This is a genomic window from Vibrio sp. Isolate25 (assembly GCF_022398025.1).
Lineage (GTDB): Bacteria > Pseudomonadota > Gammaproteobacteria > Enterobacterales > Vibrionaceae > Vibrio > Vibrio coralliilyticus_A.
In genome coordinates this window covers 803,217-827,343 of the sequence record NZ_JAKEUT010000001.1, presented here as the reverse complement: position 1 = coordinate 827,343, position 24,127 = coordinate 803,217, and the positions used below count along the sequence as shown (strand labels likewise).

The following is a 24,127-nucleotide window of genomic DNA, read 5'->3' as shown; positions in this document are numbered from 1 at the left end:
AGTGGAACGTATTTTGGGCGCGACTATGAGGTGGTTTTAAGGCAGGGTAAAACGAATAATTTTGGTCGTGTCGATAAAAATCATTTTTCGATACGATTGTTTATTATGAGTAAAAAAAGACCGCTCATAATCCATAAAAGCGGTCTGTTAATTTGAAATGTTCGATATTTTTATTTCAGTAATGCTTCATTAAGCCATTGATCAAATTGACCTTTAGGTAAGGCGCCATTGATTACATCGATTCTTTCACCGCTTTTAAACACCATAATCGTCGGAATACTTCTAATTTGGTATCTAGCTGCAAGGTTTTGCTGGCTTTCGGTGTTAATTTTTACAAATCGAACATTATTTGCTCGCTCTTTGGCGGCATCTGAAAAAACAGGTGCAAAGCCAACGCAAGGGTTGCACCAAGGTGCCCAAAAATCGACGACGACAGGATGGGGGCTGTTTAAAATTGCATCAAAGTTGAGTTCGGTTCCTTCAACGGGTGCGCCATCCAGTAAAGGCGACTGGCATTTGCCGCATTTCGGGCTTTCAGACACTCTTTCATTAGGGACACGATTGACACCTGAGCAAGAAGGACAACGTGTATTGAATGTAGACATGACTTTTCTCTTGTTTGTGTTTTTCTACGCAAGTGTGACGTCCATTTAACCAATTAGGTGACACCACAGATATTCGCTAGTTATACTCTGAAAATAGTATTTTCCCAAGAGTTCTCTCAGTCGGACTGAACAGATCGAATGGGCCGCTAACTCAAATAAAAATAAAAGGCTTCGAATGACCACATTCTATGCAGAAATTACAGGTTGGGGTAAATGTGTACCACCAACAACGCTCTCTAACAATGATTTAAGCACCTTTCTTGAGACTTCAGATGAATGGATTTGCACGCGCACGGGGATTGAAAATCGCCGTATTAGCCATGTGAACACGTCTGACTTAGCCACAGTGGCTGCTAAGCACGCACTGGCATGTTCAGGCCTTGAAGCGTGCGATATCGACCTACTGATAGTTGCAACGTGTTCACCAGATTCCCTCATCCCAAATATTGCCTCCAAAGTATCGCAAAACCTCGGCATGATTGGCACTACAGCGTTTGACCTAAATGCTGCGTGTACAGGTTTTCTCTACAGCCTAGAGACAGCGACTCGTATGATTCAGGCGGGCAGCTACCAAAATGCCTTGGTTATAGGTGCAGAGCGTCTCTCTTTCTTTATCGACTGGACAATGCGCGATACGGCTGTGTTATTTGGTGATGGTGCCGGTGCCGTAGTACTGAGCAAAACAGATAAACCTGTGGGCTTACAACATGCTCAGCTCGGCTGTGACTCAAAAGGGCGCGATATTCTATCTGTACCAAAATTTGGTACGTCTATGGATCGTTTTGCTGCAGATAACGGTTACTGGGATTTTAATTTTGTAGGTAAAGAAATTTTCAAACGTGCAGTCAAAGGCATGGGTTCTGCAGCACAAACTGTACTATCTCGCAGTCAACTTTCGACGGATGACGTTGATGTCGTTATTCCTCATCAGGCGAACATCCGTATCATTCAAACGCTTTGTGATTTGTCAGGTATTAGCCAAGATAAAGCGTTTGTTAATATCCAGAAGTATGGAAATACCTCTGCTGCGACTGTGCCATTAGCCTTGTGTGAAGCTATGGAGCAAGGTTTTGTTAAGCCTGGCGATAACCTGCTTCTTGCAGCGTTTGGTGCAGGTTTGACATGGGGAGCTGGTCATATCAAGTGGGGTGACCGCGTAACACCTTTGGGTCAAAGCGATGCAGCATTGCCTGAAAATGATAAGTCTGCTCTCGAATTACTCGACGAAGCGATCAGATTCTGTAAGCAGCACGCTCCTAATTAGCGAATCTTAACGCCATTCTGGATAGGAGGCTGTCCAGAATGGTATTATCTAGCCCTAGACGATAAGAATAACGCAGGGCTTAAATGAAGTTTCTTCACACCTCTGATTGGCATCTCGGACGCCAGTTTCACAACGTTTCTCTCCTTGATGATCAAAAAGCGGTACTTACCCAATTGATCGAATATATACAAATACACCCTGTCGATGCTCTAGTGATCGCTGGCGATATTTATGATCGCTCTGTTCCTCCAACCGCTGCGATTGAAGTAATGAATGAATTCGTTAGCCAAGTGTGTGGTGAACTGAAGTTGCCAGTTATTCTTATTCCCGGTAATCATGATGGCGCGCAACGGCTTGGCTTTGGCGCTTCACAGATGAGAAACGCGGGATTGCACATCATTGCAAATTTTGAAGAGATGTTGGAACCGGTTGTTCTGAATACTGACGCTGGGGAAGTCGCCTTCTATGGGATGCCATACAATGACCCTGAATTGGTGCGGCATCATTTTAGTCAGCCAGTTTCGACCCATGATGATGCTCATCAACTGCTAAGTGAAGAAATTAAGTCCAAATTTAAACCTAACCAAAAGAATGTGTTGATAAGTCACTGCTTTGTAGATGGGGCTATTGAATCAGATTCAGAGCGACCTTTATCCATTGGTGGCTCAGATAGGGTTAGCCATGAACACTTTGTCGATTTTGACTATGTCGCTTTGGGGCATCTGCACCAGCCACAAAAAAAAGGGCAGGAGTATATCCGTTATTCAGGTTCTTTAATGAAGTACAGCTTCTCAGAGCAGTTCCAAAAGAAAGGTATAACGCTGGTTGAAATCACTAAGCAAGGCTTTCAATCTGCTACTCATATTGATTTAAGCGCGCCTCACCAAATGCGAATTATTGAAGGTGAGCTAGATGAAATCATTGCAAAGGGAAAGACTGATCCTAACCAGTACGATTACTTGTTGGTCCGTTTGCTGGATAAACACGCCATTCTCAACCCTATGGAAAAGCTTCGTACCGTTTACCCCAATGTTCTACATATTGAAAAGCCCGGTATGTTAATGGGTGTCGAGCAAGAAATGGCTCAGGCCAAACTGGCACGAAGTGAAGTGGATATGTTCAAAGATTTCTTCCTCGAAGCACAAAACAGTGAACTTACCGAAGCGCAAACTGATGCCATCAATGACATCATTAATCAGTTAACGAAGCAATAGGAATAAGTGATGAAACCACTCTTACTAACAATGCAGGCATTTGGTCCTTTTGCTAACACTGAAACTATCGACTTTACATTGCTTGGTTCCAATCCGCTGTTTTTGATTAACGGCCCAACAGGTTCAGGTAAGACTTCAATTTTAGATGCCATTTGTTTTGCTTTGTACGGCCAGACAACGGGCAATGAAAGAGAAGGGACGCAGATGCGCTGCGATATGGCTACGCTTTCGTTACCGACCGAAGTGGTGTTCGAATTCGCACTTAAGGGTAAGAACTACAGAGTCACGAGATCACCTGATCAACTTGCGCCTAAAGCACGAGGCGAAGGAACAACAACACGAAAGCACACCGCCTCTTTGTATGAAATTACGAATGAAGAACGACTGATTACAAGCAAAACGGCTCAAGTAAAGACGGAAGTCACGGATTTGATTGGTTTGAATGAAACGCAATTTCGGCAGGTAATGGTGCTACCGCAAGGAAAATTCCGTGACCTTTTACTCGCGAGCTCTAAAGAACGAGAAGAAATATTTGGTCAGCTATTTCAAACCGATATTTACAAGAAAATTGAGTTTGCACTCAAGGAAAAGGCAAGCACCATCATCAAATCGAAAGATGAATTTGATAATCAAATTCGCGGTGCGCTTCAGGTTGCGGGAGTGAATAGTGAAGCGGAACTTACCGAGCATATCGACTTGCTTTCTAAACAGTTTGAAGAGCTTACTTTAAGTGAAAAGGGGCAGTTAGAGAAGCTGAACCAATCGAAACTGAATCAACAGAAGGCAATTCAGCTCAAAACTGAGTTTGAAAGGTTAGCCATCGCTGAACGTACGTTGTCTGAGCATGTTCAACAAAGAGAGGCTAATGAGCAGATAAAGCACAACCTAACGATTGCGCGACAGGCAAGCAAGTTAGACCTTCCTTATGCGAATTGGTCATCGGCTTTAAAGCTAGTTCGTGATACCACGGAAAAAGGTAATGCGCTTGAAAAAGAGCTTCGAGCTTCAAATCTTGCGCTTGAAGAACATAAACAGATCCTGGACAGCGTAAATCAACAAGCTCAGGCACTCCCTGAGCAAACGGATAAGCTTTACTTCTTGGATGATATCAAAGCCAAGTTATTGGAAAAGCGCGAGCTTGAGCTAAAAATAAAAGACTCTACAGCAAAAAAGAAAAGCTATGATGAGACTTTGTCTAAGTATCAGGCACACAAAGAAAAGCTTTTATTAGAAGCCACTAAAGCGCAACAAGAGTTTGAAGCAGCAAGGTTGGCTATGACGGACAAATCAGCCCTTGAATCTGAACTGATGCGTTTATCCCATTTAATCAAGGATTTAACTAAGAAGCAGAATATTTCGAAAGATCTAGAGGTGTTTGATGCTGAACTCAAGCCAATGCTTTCTCGTCAATCTGAGCTTAAGACCAGATGGGAAAAGTTGCGCAATGAAGCTGATAGAGGTGAAATACGTTGGCATAATGCTCAAGCAGCCGTTCTTGCACAAAGGCTACAACAAGATCAGCCATGCCCAGTATGTGGCAGCAAAGAACATCCAAATCCGACTTCATTTGAAGGGGAAGAAGTCACTAAAGAGCAGGTTGAGCAATGGCGTCATCAAGAACGCCAATCTTTGCAAGCTTTGAATGAGCAAACTCAATTGGTGGAACAGCAAAAGTTATTGATTGAGCGCCAAAAGAGTCAACTCAATGAGCTTCAAGCCGAGTTAGGAGAGCACTCAGCTCTGTCACTCCATGTAGTTACAACACAGCATGCAGAGTTAAAACTTAAACTCGAGAGGCTGGTGGCCATCAACCTCGAACAAATGCAAGCGACGGTGACAGCGTTCAATCAACGTTGTGACAATGGTGAAAGCGAGATTAACAAGCTCAAGGAAGAAATATCAGCACATGTTGCCACAGAGAACACCCTCCGACAAAGGTTAGATATGCTGGCTCAATCTATAGGTGAAAAATACCAATCTATTGAGCTTGTTGAAGCAGAGCATACGCAGATCAAAACATCCATCGAGTCAGTTCAAAAACAGCTTGAGAAGGCCAGTGAGACTCAGCAAACACTCGCTAAACAGCAATCGGCACTTGAGGGTCAAAGGCAAAGTAATATTGAATCGTTGGAAGAAGCACATCGACAATTAGATAAAGCTCAGACTGAATGGCATATCTCAATAGAGAATACGCCGTTTACAAACGAACAGCATTATTTAGACAGTAAAGCCACAGAAGAGCAAATCGAGCACTGGGAAACGTCAGTGGATGCCTATGCACGCACTGAGGTGAAGCTTAAGCAAACCATTGAGGACTTGAAACACTCGCTCGAAAATCAGTCATTGCCTGATTTAGAGAAGTTAGATAAACAAGTCGCCCTACATAGCCAAGCATATGTGGAGGCGAGGAATCAGCTAGATACGATTCGCTCCAAGTTTGAACGCTATCAAAAGGTGTGTAGAGATATCGCTAAACTGCATGAGAAGAACACCGAGCTGGAAGCTAAATACCAAGTGTACGGAACGCTCTATGATGTTGCGAGCGGTAAAACTGGTAGCCGTGTGAGTCTGCACCGATTTGTTTTAGGCGTGCTACTGGACGATGTATTAATACAGGCCTCTCAAAGACTCAGCATAATGAGTAAGGGACGTTATATTCTCTCCCGCAAAAAGGATGGATTCAAAGGTTCAGCTGGCCGTGGGCTTGATCTGGTTGTGGAAGACAGTTACACAGGCAAAAGTAGAGATGTAGCCACGTTATCAGGGGGAGAGTCCTTCATGGCCGCCTTATCTTTAGCACTCGGTCTTTCTGACGTTGTTCAGTCATACAGTGGTGGTATTCGCTTAGATACGTTGTTTATTGATGAAGGTTTCGGGAGCTTAGACCCAGAGTCATTAGATCTTGCCATTCAAACGTTAATTGATCTGCAACAGACTGGAAGAACGATAGGGCTGATTTCTCATGTCAGTGAGCTAAAAGAGCAGATGTCACTGCGTGTAGATGTTCAGTCAGACCGAGCGGGAAGTACGATAACAGTAAATGCTGCATGAGTTAGCATTTACTGTTGATATTCTGGTGGCTTATCATTAAGTGTGCTAGTTATTAGTTAAAAGCTAAAAAGTAGGACTCAACTTAACTCAGTGCATTTTGATTGGCACCAGGAACACTCATGACAGCAGTTCTGGAATCAGTACGTAAGGTATACCAGTATGCGGAGCCCAACTTAACGCTAGTGGGATGGATGGGGCTGCTTGGCTTTCCGACCTATTACTATGTCTGGTCGTATCTATTTCCACAACCCTATGAAAACCTTGCTTTAAGATTACTTTGCTCCGCATTGTTTGCGGTGATCGCGTTTAGGCACTCGTTGCCTAAGTATCTGCAAAAGTACATGCCTCAATACTATTTAGTATCTATCGCGTTTTGTTTGCCTTGTTTCTTTAGTTTCATGATGTTTATGAATCAGTGGTCTACGATATGGGCGATGTCCTTTATGGCGTCTATATTTCTCCATATCTTATTGGTTCACCAGACACGTTTGATGTTACTGCAAGCCGTATTTTCACTGTTGATTGCGTTTTTTGCTGTTTATGGGTTCGATTTTTCTTACGCCATCGAACAGATTGTTTGGCCTTACATACCCATTTTTTTGTTTACTTATGTCTTTGGTAATTTGTTCTATTTCAGAAACCAAGTAGAGCATGAGAGTAAAGTATCAATCGCGAAATCTTTTGGTGCTGGCATCGCGCACGAGATGCGAAACCCTCTCAGCGCTCTAAAGGCTTCTTTTGATGTTCTCAGCTCTCTTCTTCCTGATGATAAGTCAAAGTACTCAGACTTTTACCCAATGTCTCATCAGGAGCTGACTATCGCTAGAGAAGTGTTGAGTGATGCTGATGAGGTCATACAGTACGGTAACGAAACGATAGACTTATTGCTGACTTCAATTGATGAAAATCGCGTTTCTACCTCGACGTTCAAAAAGCAATCACTCAAGAGGGTAATAGAAGATTCTCTCGCTAGCTTTGCCTATAAAAGCTCTAAAGATAAGCAATCTGTCCAGTTTCACTGTGAAGAGGACGCCGCTTTTTTCGGCAGTGATACCCTCATTAAATACGCATTATACAACTTGCTGAAAAATGCTTTTTACTATCAAAGTGGTGAAGATTTTAGAATCAATATCGAATTAAGGTGTTATGAAAAATACAATGTCATGACCTTTCGGGATAATGGTGTTGGTATTGCTCCTGATGTGCTAGAGAATATTTTTAAGGACTTCTATACCTTTGGTAAATCTGGGAGCTATGGATTAGGTTTGCCATTCTGTCGCAAAGTGATGCAAGCAGTTGGCGGTAAAATCAGCTGTCAGTCGGTGCTGAATGAATGGACGGAGTTTACTTTGACCTTTCCAAAGTACCAATCAGCAAAAGTTGACCATATAAAATTGGATCTGATGAAATCTAAATCAGCACTCTATGTTGGTGATACCAGCGTGATTTCTCGTCTTCTTAATGAGCAATCATTCTATAAAGGCTTCACACTCAATACTGTTGATATTGAGCTCGCCAATAGCCGGGAAGAATACGAGTTTGAATATGATCTCATCTTTATTGATTTAGATGCTGTGATTACGTCTCCAAATCAGTTGGCAGCTTTAGAAAATAAACTTCACTTTACCGAAGCACGGATTGTATTCCTATATGATGAAAACAACCGTTACCACAATGATATTGAAAGGCATTTAACTATTTACCCAGTAGAAAAACATCGTATGTTGCTTGAGCCTGGTCGTGTCTTGGATGAACTCTTCTTTGAGTCACCAGAACCGGATAGAAATCTGCTCCCTCGTAAAGAGGTACGTGTTGGTAAAACTATTGTTATTGCCGATGATAATCACTCTTTACGTACTTACACATCAATCCTGCTTGAGCAGCAAGGATTTGAAGTGATACAGGCGCAAAATGGTCAAGAGGTGTTGGATAAACTACAGAACAATTTGGTTGATTTAGTTCTTATGGACATTGAAATGCCACAACTCAATGGGCTAGATGCGGCCAATGCGATTCGCTCTTCTGATCGTGAATATGCCAATGTTCCTATTTTAGGGCACACCGGGGATTCAACATCTGGCGCTATTGATAAAATCCATGAGTCGGGGATGAATGATTATATTATTAAGCCAGCGGGAACTGAGGTGTTGCTAGATAAAATCTCTAATTGGATTTAAGGCTAAGCTCAAGGGCTGAGGTTAGCCTTTACGTTGTCTAAATAAAATACATATCTGGCTGTTCATTAACCAGCTTACAAGTATTTATTATCTGATCTGCATCCGATTTAGTGGTGGAGCTATTTAAAGATAATCGAATTATATTTTTATTTGCTGTTGTGGCTGGTCGACAAAATACAGCGCCAAAAATACCATGAGACTCGAGAAAATCGCGTACTCGCTCTGTATTTTTTTCGTCACCGGTTTCAAGAGCAATTATTTGTGTATCGCTACGAATTGTTAAACCTATACTTGATAAGTTCGTTTTTAAATAACGACTTATTTCTTGAAGGTAATCCCGCTCATTGTCATATTTCTTTATGACGTCCAACGTTTTATCTAATCTGTCCAGTTCATGTGGCAACATCGTTGAACTGAAAATAGCAGGATAAGCGACAAAGGGAATACAATCATTAGCCTGATTATTACACCAAATCGCCCCAGCTCGATAAGCGAATGTTTTTGCGAGACTCGCGGTCATGAAATCGACTTGGTGGCTTAGCTTAAGCGATTTAAGCAGCCCAGCCCCTTGCTTGCCATGGGTGCCTAAAGAGTGTGATTCGTCAACGACGATTGCGCAGCCATACTCTTTGGACAATAAGACAATGTCAACAAGGGGTGCCATGGTTCCAATTGTACTGTATACAGAGTCAACTAGAACGATACCAGGTCCGTGTCTATTAATCAGCTTATCCAGATGCTTAACGTTATTGTGCATAAAAGGGTGGATATTTGCTCCCGCAATTCTTGCTCCTTCCCACAATGACATATGTGCAAAGAAATCAATATAGACATTGGTCTCGCTATCACAAACAGTTTGTAGTAGTGCTGTATTGGCAGCCCAACCAGACTGAGAGAGCAAGCAAGACTTAAACCCCACATACTCGGCCAATTTTTTCTCTACTTTGGGTTGAGACGCTTCGTCTCTGAGAAATATCCCTGACATGAAGGGGCTGTTTTTACGCGCCAAAATTGAATTTACATGATGATCAATGATTTCAGCGTTATTGGATAAATCGAGATAATCATTACTCTGTAACACGAGGTCATTGTTACTTGGCCTAGCACCTAAAACTAAGTGTTTTCCGTTTTTGTTTTTACGGACAAGATCATCCAGATAGTGTTCTATTTTTTTACTTATAAAATCTGGCAAGGGTGGGTAATGGTTAAGCGTATTCATAATAAATATCCTTTTTGTATAAACCAGTGCCAGCTGACAATGGGATATATGAACCAAAATGGATATAATTTCGACACCCAATATTTATTAGTTTGGAGTCTGTTGCAAATAAAATCATCAACTATAATAACTGATGAAATCTATCTATACGCTGATCCAGCTTACTCTTTGTTTTTAATTGTATTTTTTGCTATTTATTCAGTACGAAATGCTATTTTTATAAATCTTCTTTTTTGCGTGTGACAAAAATTTCTGGCCAATACATTTTGATATAGCCAACTAAGACCCAAGCTACCAGTCCTGTGGCAACACTGAGCTCGAAAAATCCAAATTTGTGAAGCCAGTGCCAATGTGGATGATATTGCTCGAAAAAGCTGGTGAGTCTATGCATGGCAATCGCACTAATCACGGAGGGGAAAGTCACTGCAGCAATAGAAGGCTGAAATTTTAATCTCATCAGCCGGAAGTAGCAGAGGTAAATGGTCAGTGTCATTGTTATTGCAATTCCAGCTAATGCTCCTGTCAATATAGGATCGGGCTTCTGGAAATTAACCAAATAAGTCGCTAAGGAGAGGTTTATTGGTGCAGCCATGATGGCCAAAGTTGGCCTTGCTCGACGTGGCAACATTCCTTCAAACATCAATCGATATAACACCAGTGGCAGCATAAAGAAGTAGATGGTGATACAAATACTGACGAGAGTTTCTGAAAAAACAGTATGTCCAAACTTGGTTCCTGCCAGTGAGCTACTGATTAGCCCAACGGGATAGAGAAACCAACTGGGAACAATGTTGGACACTTTGAATCGAGTTATCTGGAAAAAGAAGAAAAGAACCATCATGGTGATGTGCAGCAATAAAGCGGCAAACCATAATGGGTAAGCAATCAAAGGGGATATCACTGCCAGATAGTCACATAAGATAAGTAATGCCATACTCATTGGAGCCATCAAGCTACCGCTGAGAGGGTTGCGTATGTCATGGATAAAGGTTCTGTAGTTACTGAAATACTTTATCAATACAGGAAACAACAAGACAGCGCCACCTGCGGCTAAGTAGGGACGTATAAACACACCAATTTCAGGAAGGTATAATGCCCATGCATGTCCGAGGCCAATCATCCCTAATGCCAGTGCGGCTTGTGATGGCGGCACACTTTGAAATTGTATGAAGCGTCTCCAGTTCAACTGCTTATTCCTGATTAGCTTGAAATTGATGATGAGGCGATGAGTGAGAGTAATACTCTATGCTACAAATGTCTTAAGGCTCAGGATCATATCAAGGCAGTTGGTGACTGCGCAATTATCATTTGGTGTCGCAGGGAAGGTCTTCCTGTCTCAACTTCTCATTTTTTAATGTTCGATGTAACAGTTGGCTATATATTGGCTGTCCCCCCAATAATTGAGCGAAAATCACCGCCCCTAAACAGGTGATGATCAGGGGTAAAATAAGATAGTAATTGTTGGTCATTTCGATAACCAAAAGGATTCCGGTAATCGGAGCACGAACGGTTGCGGCAAACAGTGCACCCATTCCAGCTATGGCAAACATCCCTGGCGAGATCATCAGCTCAGGCATTAGCCCTTTAGCGATCAGCCCGAAAGCATAGCCAAATAAAGTGCCTAGCGCGAGCATAGGGGCGAAGATACCGCCTGGTGCCCCAGATCCAAAACAGATCAGAGTGGTTACAATACGTGCGACAAACAGCATTAAGAGAACTGTCGCTCCATAGCCACCATTAGTGATGGTTGGGATAAGATCAATACCTCCACCTGTCACTTCTGGCAAATAGAGCAACATGATGCCAAAGAAGCCACCAATACAGCTACCTGTAATGAGATAACGCTTCCGATCGTTCCTATGTAGCTTCACAAAGAGATCTTGGGATAATGTGACAAGACGATTGAATACAACCCCGAACATGCCAAACATTGCGCCTAAAAGTAGGAATAGCCAAAGGGCTGCAAGTTCTGGTGGTTGGTATTGAGGCATTGTGATAACAGCGCCTTGTCCGTTGATGGCACGAAATACAATGTTGGCTGTAATGGCTGAAATGATGACTGCTCGTATTGAGATGAGCGAATAACGAAATTGAGGCCTCATTTCCTCGACGACAAACATGATTCCCGCGAGAGGAGCATTAAAAGCGGCGGCTAAACCTCCAGCTGCACCGGAAGCCAGTAGGGAGTGCTTAGTGTCGTCATTCTTAACCTGAAAAATATCTGTCACCATACGGCCAATGGCCCCGCCCATTTGTACTGTAGGTCCTTCTCGGCCAAGCACCATACCTGAGCCAAGTGCGCCCATTCCTCCGAAAAATTTAACCGGTAGAACACGCCACCACCGGACAGGGCGGATTCCGTCCATCGCGCCCTCAATTTCGGGGATGCCTGAACCTGCGGCTTCAGGAGCAAAACGATGAACCAAATAGTAACCAATAAAAGCAAGCGCGGCGCTTATTAGGAAGGCAGAGAGCCAGAGTGGCAGTGCACGACCAATGGCTTGCTTTAGCCAGTCAGTTCGAGTTTCGGAGACAAAGTGCACCGCTATTTCGAAGAAGGTGCCTACGGTTCCAGCTAAGAAACCCACGATCAAAGAAAGGAAAAGAACGGAGAGTGGCGTTTTATCTTTTGAGAGAAACTGGTTGATAGCGTCTTTTGGCATGCTGGCTAACAGGGACTGCTTAATTTTCTCTCTTTTAGTCATATAGGTTGCACCCTTGTACGATTTATTTCGCCATTAGAAATAATAATGTTTTCAGCAAGAATTATACGCTTGTGCAGGCTTAACTATAGCGACAAGAATGAAAATTTGATTTTCAAATATGGAGGGAATACCAAGATCGAGAAATAGATAAGAATTGGCATGAGATCACGTTTCTTACCTTGCACTTTGGTGGTTTTGAACCATAGTTAAGGGGTAAGGCAATCTGAACCGACCCGCATGGAGGATTTGCAGCCTTACCTACAATTTGGATGGATTCAACAAATCTTTTTGTGATCCTCGTTTTATTATCAGGGTGCAGCCACAGATGGCCTTGATTCGCAGACTCACGATTGAGTAACGAGGGATAGGGCGCACTTAATAGTGCGCCTTTTGTCGTCTAGGGCTTAGCCTAGCTTTGCGATATGTTTGAGTTCGGTTTCTAATTGATCCCATGGCAAAAGCTCGGTATCAATAACTTCCAGTCGACTTTCAAAACCTTCCAGTGACATTTGGTTCACCGATACGACACCATTACTGACATTAAATGAGTAACAACCTTTATCGGTATTCATAACGCCTTTTACTCGCTCTGCTGTCAAATCAGAAAGCATTGAAAACAGTTCATCAAAATCAAACGTAACTTCTGCTCCGAACAGCCAGCCACAGCTAAAGTAACCTTGCCCTTTGTTTTCTTTACGCATCATGGTTTGATCAGGAGCGAGCGCAAACTGAGGCTCAGCTTCTGCATGTTGATGATGGTGAGCCTCGATATTGTCGGACGTCGTTGGGTTTCGTCTTGGGTTATCGAGAAGTTCGATAGGGAAGCGCCCCTGTTTGACTAACTGGCTGTATATTTTGGGTGGATTTTGATCCGCCACCCAATCGTTAAACGCATCCACATCGCTGACATGGCACTCATCGACTTTATTGCCGATGACGATATCTGCAATACTGAGCTGGTCAATGAAATTCTGATTTTCAAGATATTTAGGGCGTGAAAGGTTACGAGGATCGACGAGTCCAATTGTCGCTCTGAGATCAATGTAATCTCTGAACTGAACAGATGTCAGAGTTGCAAGTATCTTATGTGCATGGCCTAAACCTGTGGGTTCCACAATAAGTCGATCTGGTTGCGTGCGAAGTAGAGCGGTGATTGCGACAGAGGTAGGAACTCCAGCGGCACAACACATGCAGCCCCCGGGCACTTCTTTGATCATCGCTCCTTGCTCGGTCAACATCGCCCCATCAATACCGATTTCACCGAACTCGTTAACCAGTACAGCCCAGTTCTCATCGGCTGGCTTCTCTTTTAGAAGGTTTAGAATAGCGGTGGTTTTTCCGGTACCTAGAAAACCAGTAATGATATTGGTTGGAATTTTCATCATGCAACACTCTTGGATAAAACTGCATTGACTATATCAAAAGATGTATGGAAACGAGCATAAAAAACGGCGGTAGATACCGCCGTTGTTCTGTCTATCTTTTGTTTTTGAGATAACGTTTTCTACGTTCTTCTTTTTTCTTGGCTTTTTCTTCGGCTTTTCTCGCCGCTTCGATTTCGACTTCAACAAGCTCTTTAGTGATCATTTCAGGCAGCTCAAGCGTCACTTGTCCTAATGTGCCATTACGTAGCTCGTGAAGTAAAATTTCTGAACACTTGTGTAGATCAACTCGCCCACCCGAACGTAAAGCTCCTCTACGGCGACCAATCTCTTCCATCAGCTCTATGTCGCTTTCAGGCATTTCTTCGATCTGATAGCGTTCCTTCAAACGTTCAGGGTAGGCTTTTGCTAGGTATTCGACAGTGTAAAAGGCGACCTCTTCATATTCCATCGCCGTGTCCTTAACCGCTCCGGTTGCCGCCAAGCGAAATCCACTGTGTGGGTTTTCAACTTTAGGCCATAAGATTCCTGGTGTGTCAGACAAGACGATACCATTTTGAAGATTAATACGCTGTTGGCGGCGAGTTACCGCTGGCTGATTGCCTGTCACGGCAATCGTACGACCCGCTAGAGTATTGATAATGGTCGATTTGCCTACATTCGGTATGCCCATGATCATGGTGCGAATGTTTTTACCAATCTCTTCACGGTGTGGGGCTAACTTACGACAAAGCTCGAGGATTTTATGCACTTCTTGTGTGTTAGAAGTGGTAATGGCCATCGCTTTGACGTTGTGTTCTTTTTCGAAGTGATCAATCCATAATTGTGTTAGCTCTGGGTCAGCAAGGTCGCGTTTGTTTAGTACTTTTACGACAGGCTTTTCACCACGGATTTCAGAAATCATTGGGTTCTCACTACTGAATGGGATGCGGGCATCCAGCACTTCGATAATGACATCCACTTGAGGGATCGCTTCTTCAATTTCTTTGCGGGCTTTGTGCATATGCCCAGGAAACCATTGAATTGTATTGTTAACCATTTGAAAATATTGCCTTTTTATTTAATGGTTTAATCTGCTGTGTGATTTTAAAAATAACAAAGCATTGGCACATCACAAGTTTAAGAGGCCAAACTTTACGCCTAGCAGATTGACTTGGTCGCAATCTTATCACTGACCGGAGTTTTCTCATAACAAAGGCCTAGATAAACCAACTTGTATTTCTGAGCGCTTGTTTCCGCTCAACGGAGGAAGAAGGCTTAGTCTGGCAAACTAGTCGGTTTATTATTATGACGGCCAATGCATCAGATACTGGTTTAGTTACTTCATAATGGCAGTTGCTTCTTCTGCCTGTCTGCGACTAATTCTCTTACCGCTTGTTCCAGTTGGGGGAGTAAATGCTTGTTGGAGATATGAATATAGTGGTAGAGAGGCTCATAGAGTACCGCGCTGCTTACCGGTTTTATATCGGGATATTTTGATTTCACGACATCGTAAACAGCTTCAGGTGCTAGCCACAAATCAGCGCGACCTTTGCTCACCATTAGAGCGGCTTGCTCGGCATTTTCGACTAGGAATAGACGTTTGTAGTCTTTGACCTTGTCAACAAATCTCATTCCTAGTTGAGAGACCAATATTTTACCGGATACTTCTTCTAGGCGGTTATAAAACTGCCCTTCGAAACCGTACACGTAAATGCTGATGTAGTAGAGAGGAACGTCTACCTTGAGCATATTTGCATCATTGGCGAGATTTGAAATTCGTAAGTCTAACCCTTGATATCGTCCTTCACTGACTGCTCGTATGGCTCTTTCATTGGGTAAGTAAGCAAACTCGACATTGATTCCCAATTTGTTGTAAATCTGCTTTAAGTCATCCACTAGAGTGAAGCCCACGACCTCATTCAGCGTCTTACTTTGGTAAACTTCACCAATGGCGATAACGACAGGTTCTGAGTAAACCGGGCGCATAAAAAGCAGGAGGAAGGTTAACCAACAATAAGAGAAAAACTTGGTAAGCATTATCGAGATCGCTTCTTATGGGTATACCACTTATATAGTCCATTTAGAATGGAAGTTAAATGAAGGGCACTCCAATATGTGTTTACTTTTAACTTGAGTCAGAAGAAGGCTTAGCTTGCCGCCATGATACGATAGCCGTTTCTTCCTTCCTGCTTGACCATATAAAGGGCTTGATCCGCAAACTGGAATAAACTTGTTAAGTGTTCATATGACGTTATCTGCTTTGAGGTCGCCCCCGCGCTTACAGTAATAAATGGACTTGTCGGTGAGTATGCGTGCTCAATAGCCAAACTGCTGATTGCTTGAACTAGTTGATTAAGGTATCCATTAAGATCCAGCTCTATGTCACTAGCAAGAATCACACAGAACTCCTCACCACCGTATCGGCTGACTAAATGCTCATAGGGTGATTCGACGGTATTTAGTGCTGCGGCAATATGACATAACGCATGATCACCTGCCATGTGGCCGTAGTTATCATTGTATTGTTTGAAATGATCAACATCGACAAGTATGACACCGATTTGGTTATAGCCTAATTCTTCAATGAAGTGCTTGGCCATCTCGTACAGATGACGACGGTTTGCAATCCCTGTTAATGGATCGATGATAGATTGTTTTCTGAGCAATTCCCGTTTTTCATCGAGCTCTGTAATTAAGTTGTTGATGTCACGAGCGAAGCCTCTCATCTCCTTAGAAATAAAAGTTGCTTCGTTGGGCAGCATGTCACCGGATTTTTGAAATTGACGCAGCGCTTTTTGTGCATTTCCAAGTGGTTTGATCAATTTAGAAACTACGGTTAGGTTAAACGCAAACATGACCAGTGCAAAGCAAGCGAGTACGCTGGCTTCTGAGAAAGTGAGAAAAGCGGGATGCTTCTCACTGTGAGTGATTTCGATAGCGATATTATCACCATCAAGAAAGTCATCGCGATATATAATGGATACGTTATTTGGCAGGGTACTGTGGACAGATTCATGCTCGCTAAGTGGATGAACAGTAATCTTTACACCCGTGGCAGCTTCTATTTCAGAGATAAAATCATCACGAATTTTACGAATAAAGACGATATAGCCAAAATTGCATGACTTGCCATCGCTCAAGCAAATTCGAGCTGAGGCGAGGATATAAGGTGAATTTTTATATACCGCATACTGGATATGTGAGGCAATCTTAGCGCTTGAGGCATTAATCGATTGCTCAAGCAGTTTATGCACAACTTCAGGGTCATTGAGAGCAATAAACTGCTCTGAACGGATGCGACCATCTTCGTACAAAGCGCTCCATGTGACGTCTAGCTGATCATTAAAAATGATGATGCCGTTAAGCAGCTTAGATTCAAAAGCGTGGGGCCCAATACTATCTTGGATAAATGAGTCATTCGGATTTTGAACGAATTGCGCTAATGTTGTCCAGGCAGCGTAATCTTCTAAGGAAGCCCTCAGTTCAAGTTCTTCCATTTTTAGAACAGTTTGTACGCGTTCAATTTCGAGGCGTTGCCGTTTCTGTGATGCCTCTATCGCAAGCTCGTGACTCCATAATGCCTTAAAAGAAAAGTAAAACATTAGAAATAAGAGAACGACAGAGATCGAAACCAGAATGGTAAGCTGTTTGAGACTGAAGTGTTTTAATTTATACACTAATAAAGGGTTACCTGAGAAACTGAGCAAAATTGCACCGTTATTGTAGAGATCATTTTCTATTTGAGCCAGTAGTTAACAGATTAGTTAGTTGAAATAGAGAGGAAGTGATTGTGTTTAAACAAAAAAACTCATCAAATAATCCAAAAGTGTTACATGAGATCACTTTAATATTTTGTCATGATTTGAATTATTGTTTATATTTCCGTGCCATATAACTACAACAAAAGTTTACCTTCATGAGTGCTAACCAAACTTCGTCAGACTGTGAAACTCTTCTTGATACCAACGAACAACTTGTCTCAACAACCGATCTTAACGGCGTTATTACCTACAGTAATGAAGCCTTTTGTCGTATAGCCGAATTCACTCAGGATGAGCTGCTGGGTCAAAATCACAATATTGTACGCCATGATACGATGCCAAAGGCGGCATTTGCCGACATGTGGGCAAATCTTAAGCAAGGCAAAGCTTGGCGCGGAATTGTAAAAAATCGTACTAAATCCGGTGGCTACTACTGGGTGGATGCCTATGTTACCCCGATTTACGAAAACGGAGAAATGACCGGTTACCAATCTGTGCGCGTTAAGCCTAAGCGAGAGTGGGTTATGGTCGCAGACAAAGCCTATCAATCATTGCTAAAGGCAGAACGTTCAGGAAGAAATTGGTCATTGCAAATCGGCGACTCACTTCGTTATGCCATTTTACTAGGTTCTCTTTCAGCACCTGTTATAGCGAATTTACTGTCACTGGAAGGTGGCGCAAGCTGGTTGTCTAGCTTCCTACCGCTTTCTGTCGTTGCTTTGCTCTTTAGACAGGAGTTAATTGACACGCCAAAGCGACTGAAAGAACTCCAGTCTAAGTACGACAGTGTTAGTCGTTTGATTTACTCCGGGAGCAGCAAATTTTCTATCGCGGACTTCCATATTAAATTACTGTCTGCACGTATTCGTACTGTGTTAGGTCGTATGACGGACTCAGCTAAGCCTCTTCAGGATTTGTCGGACGGTTTGAGTGCAACAACATTACAAGTCACCCAAGCGTTGGAGCAGCAGACTAAAGACATTCGTCAAGTACGTGAGGCAACTGAAGAAGTGGAAGCGTCGGCCAATGAGGTGTCAACCAGCACACATGAGGCACATGACCTTATTGATGTGACACTAAAAACCTGCTTATTGGCAAAAGATACGATCGATAAAACACATGACAACCTCGAGCAACTAAGCGTGCAAGCAGAAAAAGCGACGAATACCACTTATCAACTGAGTGAGCAGGCTCAAAATGTTAGCCAGATGATGCAAGAAATTGGTGGAATTGCGGAACAAACGAACTTATTGGCTCTTAATGCAGCGATTGAAGCGGCTCGGGCTGGTGAGCAGGGGAGAGGTTTTGCTGTTGTTGCAGACGAAGTGAGAGCACTGTCTGGCAGAACTTCAAATGCGACAGTTCAAATTAAAGACAGCATTGAAACTATGCTGACCACTATAGAGAATTGGCAACGTGATATCATCACTAACCGTGAACAAACGCAAGCTTGTGGTGCAGTTGCAAAAGAAAGCGCTAAGCGTTTATCTCAAGTGGAAACCATGATGCAGTCAATGAATCACTTAATGAGCACAGTTGAAGATGCAGCGAATAAACAACGCCAGCTGTCTGGGGATGTCAATCTACACATTCAGTCAATTGCCTCCGCCGCTGAGCAGAACTTAGCAGCAACACACTCTGTAAATCAGCACTCACAAGAATTGCGGAATCAAGTTAGAGAGTTTTATCAGTTGGCCCAGCGTTTTGAAGAGAAATAAAAGCGCCCTGCTAATCAGCAGGGCGATAGTCATGGCTGAACGCTTTTATACAAATATCGTTGACACGTTGCCTCACTGACTCGCTTAAGGAGCTGTGAAATGATGGCGACTACGATCAATGCAAAGGCCAGTCTTCCCCAGAATATAGTGATAAAATCTGCGCCAATTAGGAGCACAAGGATGGTGTCTTCAATCATGCTATGGGCGAGATTGAGTAGCATGACAGCGGTAAAGACATCTCTCGCGGGTATATGCCCGCGTTTCGCTTCGTTAATCAACAGGCCTCCCCCGAAAGAAATGCCCAGAGTAATGCCAATAATGGTCATGTTGGTGGCTTCTCTACTGATGCCAAGTGCTGAAAGTATCGGTTTCAGCGCGACTGCCATTAACTTTTCAACGCCTAGTAGCTTCAAAACTCTCAAAGAGAAGAGTAATACGGCAATGATAACGAAGATGGCGAGTAAATTTTCCACTTGAGACCATGCCCATTCTAGATGACTTTGTTCTGGTGGAATCTCGGGGTTCCAAACGATTTGTGCAGGTGTGTTAAGTAGATCTCCAAACTGGTAAAGCTGATGAAGAAGCCAAGCAAAGAGCAAACCACCACCCACTCTGAAAAGTGTTGTGATCGTTAGGCTTACTCCTGCTCGTTTGGCTATTGCAGCTTCAATTGGTATCGAATGGGCTATGAGCATTAAAGAACCGAGAATCGATACCTGAGCAACGGTCAGCTCACTATTAGTGCCCATAAAAATCAACAATCCGGCGTACATATTGGTCAGTAAAGTTGTTGCCCAAACCAGCCCCATTTCATCGGGTAAACCGATAAGGTTCATCAAAGGGCTAAGCCATTCGCTTAGCAGAGCAATACCGCCGAGCTCCTCTATTCCTTTAATGATGATGATGATAGGAATCATCACTTTGTAAAGTGTCCAAGTGACATCGAATATTTCTTTAAGGAGATCGCGAAAGAATTTGCGTGCACTTTCCATGATAAGTTCCGCTTAGAATAATTAGATAACTCAAATGCTAATAGACTTAAAAGAAATTTGGAGTTCAATTTTCTAGGTAGATGTAATTTAAAATTTCTTTATTATTTAACTTTCGTGTTAAAGTTTTCCAAAAATGGCTTTTTAGGAAATTATGGAAATTGATCGTTTAGACAGGAAGATTTTAGCGATTTTACAGAAGAATAATCGCATCGCGAATGTCGAGTTGGCAGAGGAAGTTGGCTTGTCTCCACCCGCTTGTTTGAAAAGAGTAAAGAGGCTGCGAGAGGAAAAGGTGATTATTGGTGATGTGTCGATCATCAACCCTGAATTGGCTGGAAATAAGATGAACTTGATTGTTTCCGTCGAAATGGAGCGGGATAGACCTGATATATACAGTGTTTTTAGACAGTCAGTAATGAAAGCCCCCGAAGTGACTCAATGTTATCAGATTACGGGTGGATACGACTTTATGTTGGTTGTGAGTGTGCCAAACATTAGTGCTTATGAGAAGTTCATTGAACGCGTGTTACATCAAGATAAAAATATTCGAAAGTTTCAGACGTCTGTCTCCACTCGCACCGTCAAATTTAGTACCGAAGTGAATGTCGAAGAGATTGAATAACGCCCAGTCCATTTACTGAGCTGGGCTTTGAGAATGTAGGTTGTGTTATATGTCTGGTTTTTAATAAAGTGAACTAAACTCTTCGATACGTGGTTTGCCACGTAAAAGGAGAAAGTTTAAGAACCTTGCAGTTGAGGTTGTAATGATTTTATCTTCAGCAACCTTGTGTTGTTGAAGTAACTTCTTTGCTAAATCTAGCCTTGCGATTTCATGGCAAAAGTGAGCATCAGAGCCCGTTGTAAAGTAGACACCTACTTGTGAACCTAACTCAACAATTTCACTGCAACGTACGTCACTGCCTTTACGGCTTTTGCCTGTTAGGGAAGTGTTGTTTACTTCAATTGCAACGTTATGTTGCTTAGCGCATTCAAGGACTGTTCTGAGTTCAAATGGGTAATTAGGATTACCAAGGTGGCCGAGCGCGTCGACTTTACCACTCTCAATAACATTGATCAGAGTTTGAGTATGCTGACGGGTGGTTGCCGGTTTGTAGACAGGCTCGTGAAAGCTCGCGATTACCCAATCTAAATGTTGATATGAACTAGGGGGGAGATCGAGATCGCCTTCAATATTAAGTGTATTCGCCTCGACGCCACGCAAGATACCGACTTGATGAAGAAAGCGGGGCAAAATTCTTTGATTATTAAAATACCAGTAGTGGGGGGCACCTGGCATTTCAGGAGCATGATCCGTGGTGCAAAGAAGTTTTAGCCCCTTGTTTTTGGACTCAAGGGCATTTTCGATGATTGTGCTGTAAGCATGACCACTTGCGATAGTATGAGTGTGGCTATCAACAACGATGTTCATACTGCCTCCTTAAGGAGTTAATTGATTTCAAACGAACCGTCTTGGTTCATGTATAAAGTCAGATCGGCCGGTACCGAACATGAGAGAACTTTATTCACATTGATGGAATCAGAGCTTTGATAGAAGGCTTTTGCCTCTTCAAGACTACGGCCACCACGGACCTTACGGTCAATGAGTCGCTGTTCAAGAAAGACTGGGTCGGTATCTATAGCAATGGTAAAGTCAGCTAAATCGTGTAGTCCATTCCATACCGGCTCATCAAGCAATAACCAGTTACCTTCAACGATAATGACGTTGTTTTTGACGTGGATAGAATCATCGACTGGATCATGTAAGTTACGATCATAATAGGGCCAAAGCGGGTCACCTGTTTTGAGCTGTTTTAATTTACCGATCAGTTCCGTTAGGTTGAACGTTTCATAGGATCCTTTGATTTTACGTAATGGGATTAACTCACCATCACGTTCAGTCATATTGTTATCCAGAATATCATTGGGGTAGTGGAAGCCATCAAATGGTAATACCTGAATAGGTTCAAGTTGCGAATCTTGGTATGAAAGGTACTCCCAAAATGCAGCTAGAGTTGATTTTCCGCTACCGGGAGGGGCAGCTAAAAACACGACCACGCGTTCCTGCTTTTGTTGATATAAGCGCGTGAACTTTTCAACTAATGGCTTGTGAACGAGTGAGACATCACTGTCAGGAAAAACGGCGTGAGTGTCGAAGCCACTCACATTCAATGTGACTTTCATAGCGGGAGCCTTATTCTAAAATCTCTTTCTCGACTCTTTCGAGTAGCATCTCACAAGAGAGTTTGAGTACCGTTTTTATTAGAGACTCATAACGCATTTGTGAGAAAGACTCGAATGAAGAAAACTTAAGCTGATTGATGGAGTCCAGATAAAAACTGTCTTCACCTTTAGTTAGGGTCGATTGATTGGTGATGAAGTCGTATACCATGTCATCGTCAAATCGAAGTTTAGTTGGCTGTTGGAGCGCATAGTCGAGCATTTGGTCATACAAGCCAATATCGGCGTATGTTTCGAGGGATATTTTCCCCATCGCAAATACGAGTTTAGAAACCACATCGGTAGTAACCAGTGGACCGTCTTCTTTGATTAGCGGTGCGACAGCATACTGCATGACAAACTCATCTTGAACGAAGACGTTAGGCAGTAAACTCTTCAGCTTTAAGTTAATAATCTTATTTGATACTTGAAGAAAGCAGGTAGCGGTTTCACACTGCTCCATAGCATCAAGCAATTCTTCTTCTCGGGACAAACGTTGATTAACCTTTTTAGAATGTGGCAGCTCAAGGCTACCACACGCTACGTCTTGCCTAAACGGTAAGACTGACATCATAAAACTCAAGTAACGCTTTTTCTGCGTGCTCATTCCAAACGTAGTTGCTCTCGGCCAAAATGGCATCGAGTTCAACAAAGAATGGGTCCACGTCAGCCAGTGAACGGAAGTTATCGATCGCTGTTAGCGGCATATCAATATGGGGGTAAATCAGCTTTTTCCCTCCTGGGATATCTAACTGGTTTAAAATAGTATGCGGAGCCGATTCTAGACCACCGACATGAGTGATCATGAACGATGGGTTGATTCTGTTTTGCTCTGATAGCTCAATCGACTCGATCATATCGCCCGTAGAGCCTCCTGATGTCCCGACGATGTGGGTTGACTCATAGTGCACGTTGTAGAAATTAAATGGCACCTTGAATTGCTTATCAGTCGGCCCTGCAAAAAAGTTTAGGCAGCCATCATTGCCAAGCAATTCGTCTGCCTGCTCAAGGACTTGTGTGACTGCTGCGTAAACCATCACATCATCATAACCTTCACCTTGGTTAAGTTGCCTTAAATACTCAACGGGATCGTCAAGTTTGGCGGTGTTAATGTAATGAAGTTCAATGCCATTTTCTTTGGCGGTATCGACGGGAATGAGACTCTCAGCCCGTGCCAAGCGCTGCTCATCAATGTCTGTGACCACAATCAGGCGAGGTTTTACTGGGCCGTTGATAGCATAATCAATAGCGCCTATCCCCATCGGTCCTGCACATGCAAGTAAGGCTAGTGAGCCATTAGGCTTAATACCCATTTGGTGTTCATAGACATAAGGGGTGGTGTGATAACTAGCATGGTAAGCCCCTATGATACAGGACATAGGCTCGGCGAGTGAGGCATTGGCAAAATAGCTACCTTGGTACGGTAATACGCAGCCGAGTTCGATAGCAACCTTAGGGATGATTGAATAAGTTGCATTACCACCAAACGTTTCATAACTGTAACCGGCAGAGTAACCTGTTGGTAGCCCCATGGCTGGTTGTAATACGAAGGGTTGGCCCGGTTGGTATTGGTCGCGTAGATTTGCGCCGACCTCGATAATGATACCCGCGTATTCGTGCCCAGTCATGACTGGAACTTGTTCAATATTATCTGGTACGCGTTTGTGTTTGCTGCCAAGAAGAGCGGCTTTGTATGTCGAGAGACAGATACTATTCGAAATATTTTTGACCAGTAACTCGTCATCTTTAATCTTTGGAAGATCAAATGTTCTTAAACGAACATCTTTCTCGCCACAAATAACAGCTGCGGTAGTTTGAACCATGGTTTTCTCCCGGATAT

The 24,127-nt window shown here is 43.0% G+C and carries 19 protein-coding genes; 6 read left to right on the top strand and 13 right to left on the bottom strand.

Annotation, left to right across the window (positions count from 1 at the left end):
- Positions 1–170: 170 nt before the first annotated feature.
- Positions 171–605: a thioredoxin TrxC gene (gene trxC, locus L1D15_RS03585; RefSeq protein WP_239874696.1), complete on the bottom strand. Its 435-nt coding sequence runs from the start codon at positions 603–605 to the stop codon at positions 171–173.
- Between the two features lie 175 nt (positions 606–780).
- Here trxC and L1D15_RS03580 point away from each other — a divergent pair, with 175 nt between their 5' ends.
- From L1D15_RS03580 to L1D15_RS03565, 4 genes are all read left to right on the top strand, one after another.
- The gene (locus L1D15_RS03580; protein ID WP_239864153.1) at positions 781–1,869 is read left to right on the top strand and encodes a ketoacyl-ACP synthase III; all 1,089 of its coding nucleotides are present in this window, start codon (positions 781–783) and stop codon (positions 1,867–1,869) included.
- Between the two features lie 83 nt (positions 1,870–1,952).
- On the top strand, positions 1,953–3,083 hold the full coding sequence (locus tag L1D15_RS03575) for an exonuclease SbcCD subunit D (protein ID WP_239874695.1): 1,131 nt from the start codon (positions 1,953–1,955) through the stop codon (positions 3,081–3,083).
- 9 nt (positions 3,084–3,092) lie between these two features.
- Positions 3,093–6,134, top strand: a complete 3,042-nt coding sequence (locus L1D15_RS03570; protein ID WP_239874694.1) for an SMC family ATPase — start codon at positions 3,093–3,095, stop codon at positions 6,132–6,134.
- Between the two features lie 119 nt (positions 6,135–6,253).
- Positions 6,254–8,311: a hybrid sensor histidine kinase/response regulator gene (locus tag L1D15_RS03565; RefSeq protein WP_239874693.1), complete on the top strand. Its 2,058-nt coding sequence runs from the start codon at positions 6,254–6,256 to the stop codon at positions 8,309–8,311.
- 37 nt (positions 8,312–8,348) lie between these two features.
- Here L1D15_RS03565 and cqsA read toward each other — a convergent pair whose 3' ends face one another.
- From cqsA to L1D15_RS03530, 7 genes are all read right to left on the bottom strand, one after another.
- Positions 8,349–9,530 (bottom strand): alpha-hydroxyketone-type quorum-sensing autoinducer synthase, encoded by a 1,182-nt coding sequence (gene cqsA, locus L1D15_RS03560; protein ID WP_239864149.1) that lies wholly within the window; start codon positions 9,528–9,530, stop codon positions 8,349–8,351.
- Positions 9,531–9,747: 217 nt separating this feature from the next.
- Entirely contained in the window at positions 9,748–10,716 is a 969-nt protein-coding gene (locus L1D15_RS03555; protein WP_239864148.1) for a TDT family transporter, read from the bottom strand.
- Between the two features lie 118 nt (positions 10,717–10,834).
- Positions 10,835–12,235 (bottom strand): H(+)/Cl(-) exchange transporter ClcA, encoded by a 1,401-nt coding sequence (gene clcA, locus L1D15_RS03550; RefSeq protein WP_239874692.1) that lies wholly within the window; start codon positions 12,233–12,235, stop codon positions 10,835–10,837.
- A 404-nt stretch (positions 12,236–12,639) separates the two neighbouring features.
- Positions 12,640–13,617 carry a GTP-binding protein gene (locus tag L1D15_RS03545; RefSeq protein WP_239875111.1) on the bottom strand — a complete coding sequence of 326 codons (978 nt, stop codon included), beginning with the start codon at positions 13,615–13,617 and terminating at the stop codon, positions 12,640–12,642.
- Positions 13,618–13,711: 94 nt separating this feature from the next.
- The gene (gene ylqF, locus L1D15_RS03540) at positions 13,712–14,656 is read right to left on the bottom strand and encodes a ribosome biogenesis GTPase YlqF (protein WP_239835148.1); all 945 of its coding nucleotides are present in this window, start codon (positions 14,654–14,656) and stop codon (positions 13,712–13,714) included.
- Between the two features lie 284 nt (positions 14,657–14,940).
- Positions 14,941–15,636 carry a transporter substrate-binding domain-containing protein gene (locus tag L1D15_RS03535; RefSeq protein ID WP_239874691.1) on the bottom strand — a complete coding sequence of 232 codons (696 nt, stop codon included), beginning with the start codon at positions 15,634–15,636 and terminating at the stop codon, positions 14,941–14,943.
- 110 nt (positions 15,637–15,746) lie between these two features.
- Positions 15,747–17,096 carry a diguanylate cyclase gene (locus tag L1D15_RS03530; protein ID WP_239874690.1) on the bottom strand — a complete coding sequence of 450 codons (1,350 nt, stop codon included), beginning with the start codon at positions 17,094–17,096 and terminating at the stop codon, positions 15,747–15,749.
- A 419-nt stretch (positions 17,097–17,515) separates the two neighbouring features.
- On the opposite strand from L1D15_RS03530, the gene L1D15_RS03525 reads away from it, so the two are divergent.
- Positions 17,516–19,078, top strand: a complete 1,563-nt coding sequence (locus L1D15_RS03525) for a PAS domain-containing methyl-accepting chemotaxis protein (protein ID WP_239874689.1) — start codon at positions 17,516–17,518, stop codon at positions 19,076–19,078.
- 29 nt (positions 19,079–19,107) lie between these two features.
- On the opposite strand, the gene L1D15_RS03520 is transcribed toward L1D15_RS03525, so the two are convergent.
- Positions 19,108–20,070: a hypothetical protein gene (locus tag L1D15_RS03520; RefSeq protein ID WP_239864142.1), complete on the bottom strand. Its 963-nt coding sequence runs from the start codon at positions 20,068–20,070 to the stop codon at positions 19,108–19,110.
- Positions 20,071–20,221: 151 nt separating this feature from the next.
- Here L1D15_RS03520 and L1D15_RS03515 point away from each other — a divergent pair, with 151 nt between their 5' ends.
- Positions 20,222–20,692, top strand: coding sequence for an Lrp/AsnC family transcriptional regulator (locus L1D15_RS03515; RefSeq protein ID WP_239835143.1), 471 nt, complete (start codon positions 20,222–20,224; stop codon positions 20,690–20,692).
- A gap of 60 nt (positions 20,693–20,752) precedes the next feature.
- On the opposite strand, the gene L1D15_RS03510 is transcribed toward L1D15_RS03515, so the two are convergent.
- From L1D15_RS03510 to L1D15_RS03495, 4 genes are read right to left on the bottom strand one after another with little or no spacing between them, the layout of a single operon-like run.
- On the bottom strand, positions 20,753–21,499 hold the full coding sequence (locus tag L1D15_RS03510) for a phosphatase (protein ID WP_239874688.1): 747 nt from the start codon (positions 21,497–21,499) through the stop codon (positions 20,753–20,755).
- A gap of 17 nt (positions 21,500–21,516) precedes the next feature.
- Positions 21,517–22,251: a nucleoside/nucleotide kinase family protein gene (locus L1D15_RS03505; protein WP_239874687.1), complete on the bottom strand. Its 735-nt coding sequence runs from the start codon at positions 22,249–22,251 to the stop codon at positions 21,517–21,519.
- Positions 22,252–22,261: 10 nt separating this feature from the next.
- Positions 22,262–22,780, bottom strand: coding sequence for an MltR family transcriptional regulator (locus L1D15_RS03500; RefSeq protein WP_239865367.1), 519 nt, complete (start codon positions 22,778–22,780; stop codon positions 22,262–22,264).
- Positions 22,781–22,838: 58 nt separating this feature from the next.
- Positions 22,839–24,110: a zinc-binding dehydrogenase gene (locus L1D15_RS03495; RefSeq protein ID WP_239874686.1), complete on the bottom strand. Its 1,272-nt coding sequence runs from the start codon at positions 24,108–24,110 to the stop codon at positions 22,839–22,841.
- Between the last annotated feature and the right edge of the window lie 17 nt (positions 24,111–24,127).

Excerpts from the sequence above, each read along its gene's own strand:
- trxC (WP_239874696.1), bottom strand. The coding sequence starts at position 605 with ATGTCTACATTCAATACACGTTGTCCTTCTTGCTCAGGTGTCAATCGT.
- L1D15_RS03580 (WP_239864153.1), top strand. The coding sequence starts at position 781 with ATGACCACATTCTATGCAGAAATTACAGGTTGGGGTAAATGTGTACCA.
- L1D15_RS03575 (WP_239874695.1), top strand. The coding sequence starts at position 1,953 with ATGAAGTTTCTTCACACCTCTGATTGGCATCTCGGACGCCAGTTTCAC.
- L1D15_RS03570 (WP_239874694.1), top strand. The coding sequence starts at position 3,093 with ATGAAACCACTCTTACTAACAATGCAGGCATTTGGTCCTTTTGCTAAC.
- L1D15_RS03565 (WP_239874693.1), top strand. The coding sequence starts at position 6,254 with ATGACAGCAGTTCTGGAATCAGTACGTAAGGTATACCAGTATGCGGAG.
- cqsA (WP_239864149.1), bottom strand. The coding sequence starts at position 9,530 with ATGAATACGCTTAACCATTACCCACCCTTGCCAGATTTTATAAGTAAA.
- clcA (WP_239874692.1), bottom strand. The coding sequence starts at position 12,235 with ATGACTAAAAGAGAGAAAATTAAGCAGTCCCTGTTAGCCAGCATGCCA.
- L1D15_RS03545 (WP_239875111.1), bottom strand. The coding sequence starts at position 13,617 with ATGAAAATTCCAACCAATATCATTACTGGTTTTCTAGGTACCGGAAAA.
- ylqF (WP_239835148.1), bottom strand. The coding sequence starts at position 14,656 with ATGGTTAACAATACAATTCAATGGTTTCCTGGGCATATGCACAAAGCC.
- L1D15_RS03535 (WP_239874691.1), bottom strand. The coding sequence starts at position 15,636 with ATGCTTACCAAGTTTTTCTCTTATTGTTGGTTAACCTTCCTCCTGCTT.
- L1D15_RS03530 (WP_239874690.1), bottom strand. The coding sequence starts at position 17,096 with ATGGAAGAACTTGAACTGAGGGCTTCCTTAGAAGATTACGCTGCCTGG.
- L1D15_RS03525 (WP_239874689.1), top strand. The coding sequence starts at position 17,516 with ATGAGTGCTAACCAAACTTCGTCAGACTGTGAAACTCTTCTTGATACC.
- L1D15_RS03520 (WP_239864142.1), bottom strand. The coding sequence starts at position 20,070 with ATGGAAAGTGCACGCAAATTCTTTCGCGATCTCCTTAAAGAAATATTC.
- L1D15_RS03515 (WP_239835143.1), top strand. The coding sequence starts at position 20,222 with ATGGAAATTGATCGTTTAGACAGGAAGATTTTAGCGATTTTACAGAAG.
- L1D15_RS03510 (WP_239874688.1), bottom strand. The coding sequence starts at position 21,499 with ATGAACATCGTTGTTGATAGCCACACTCATACTATCGCAAGTGGTCAT.
- L1D15_RS03505 (WP_239874687.1), bottom strand. The coding sequence starts at position 22,251 with ATGAAAGTCACATTGAATGTGAGTGGCTTCGACACTCACGCCGTTTTT.
- L1D15_RS03495 (WP_239874686.1), bottom strand. The coding sequence starts at position 24,110 with ATGGTTCAAACTACCGCAGCTGTTATTTGTGGCGAGAAAGATGTTCGT.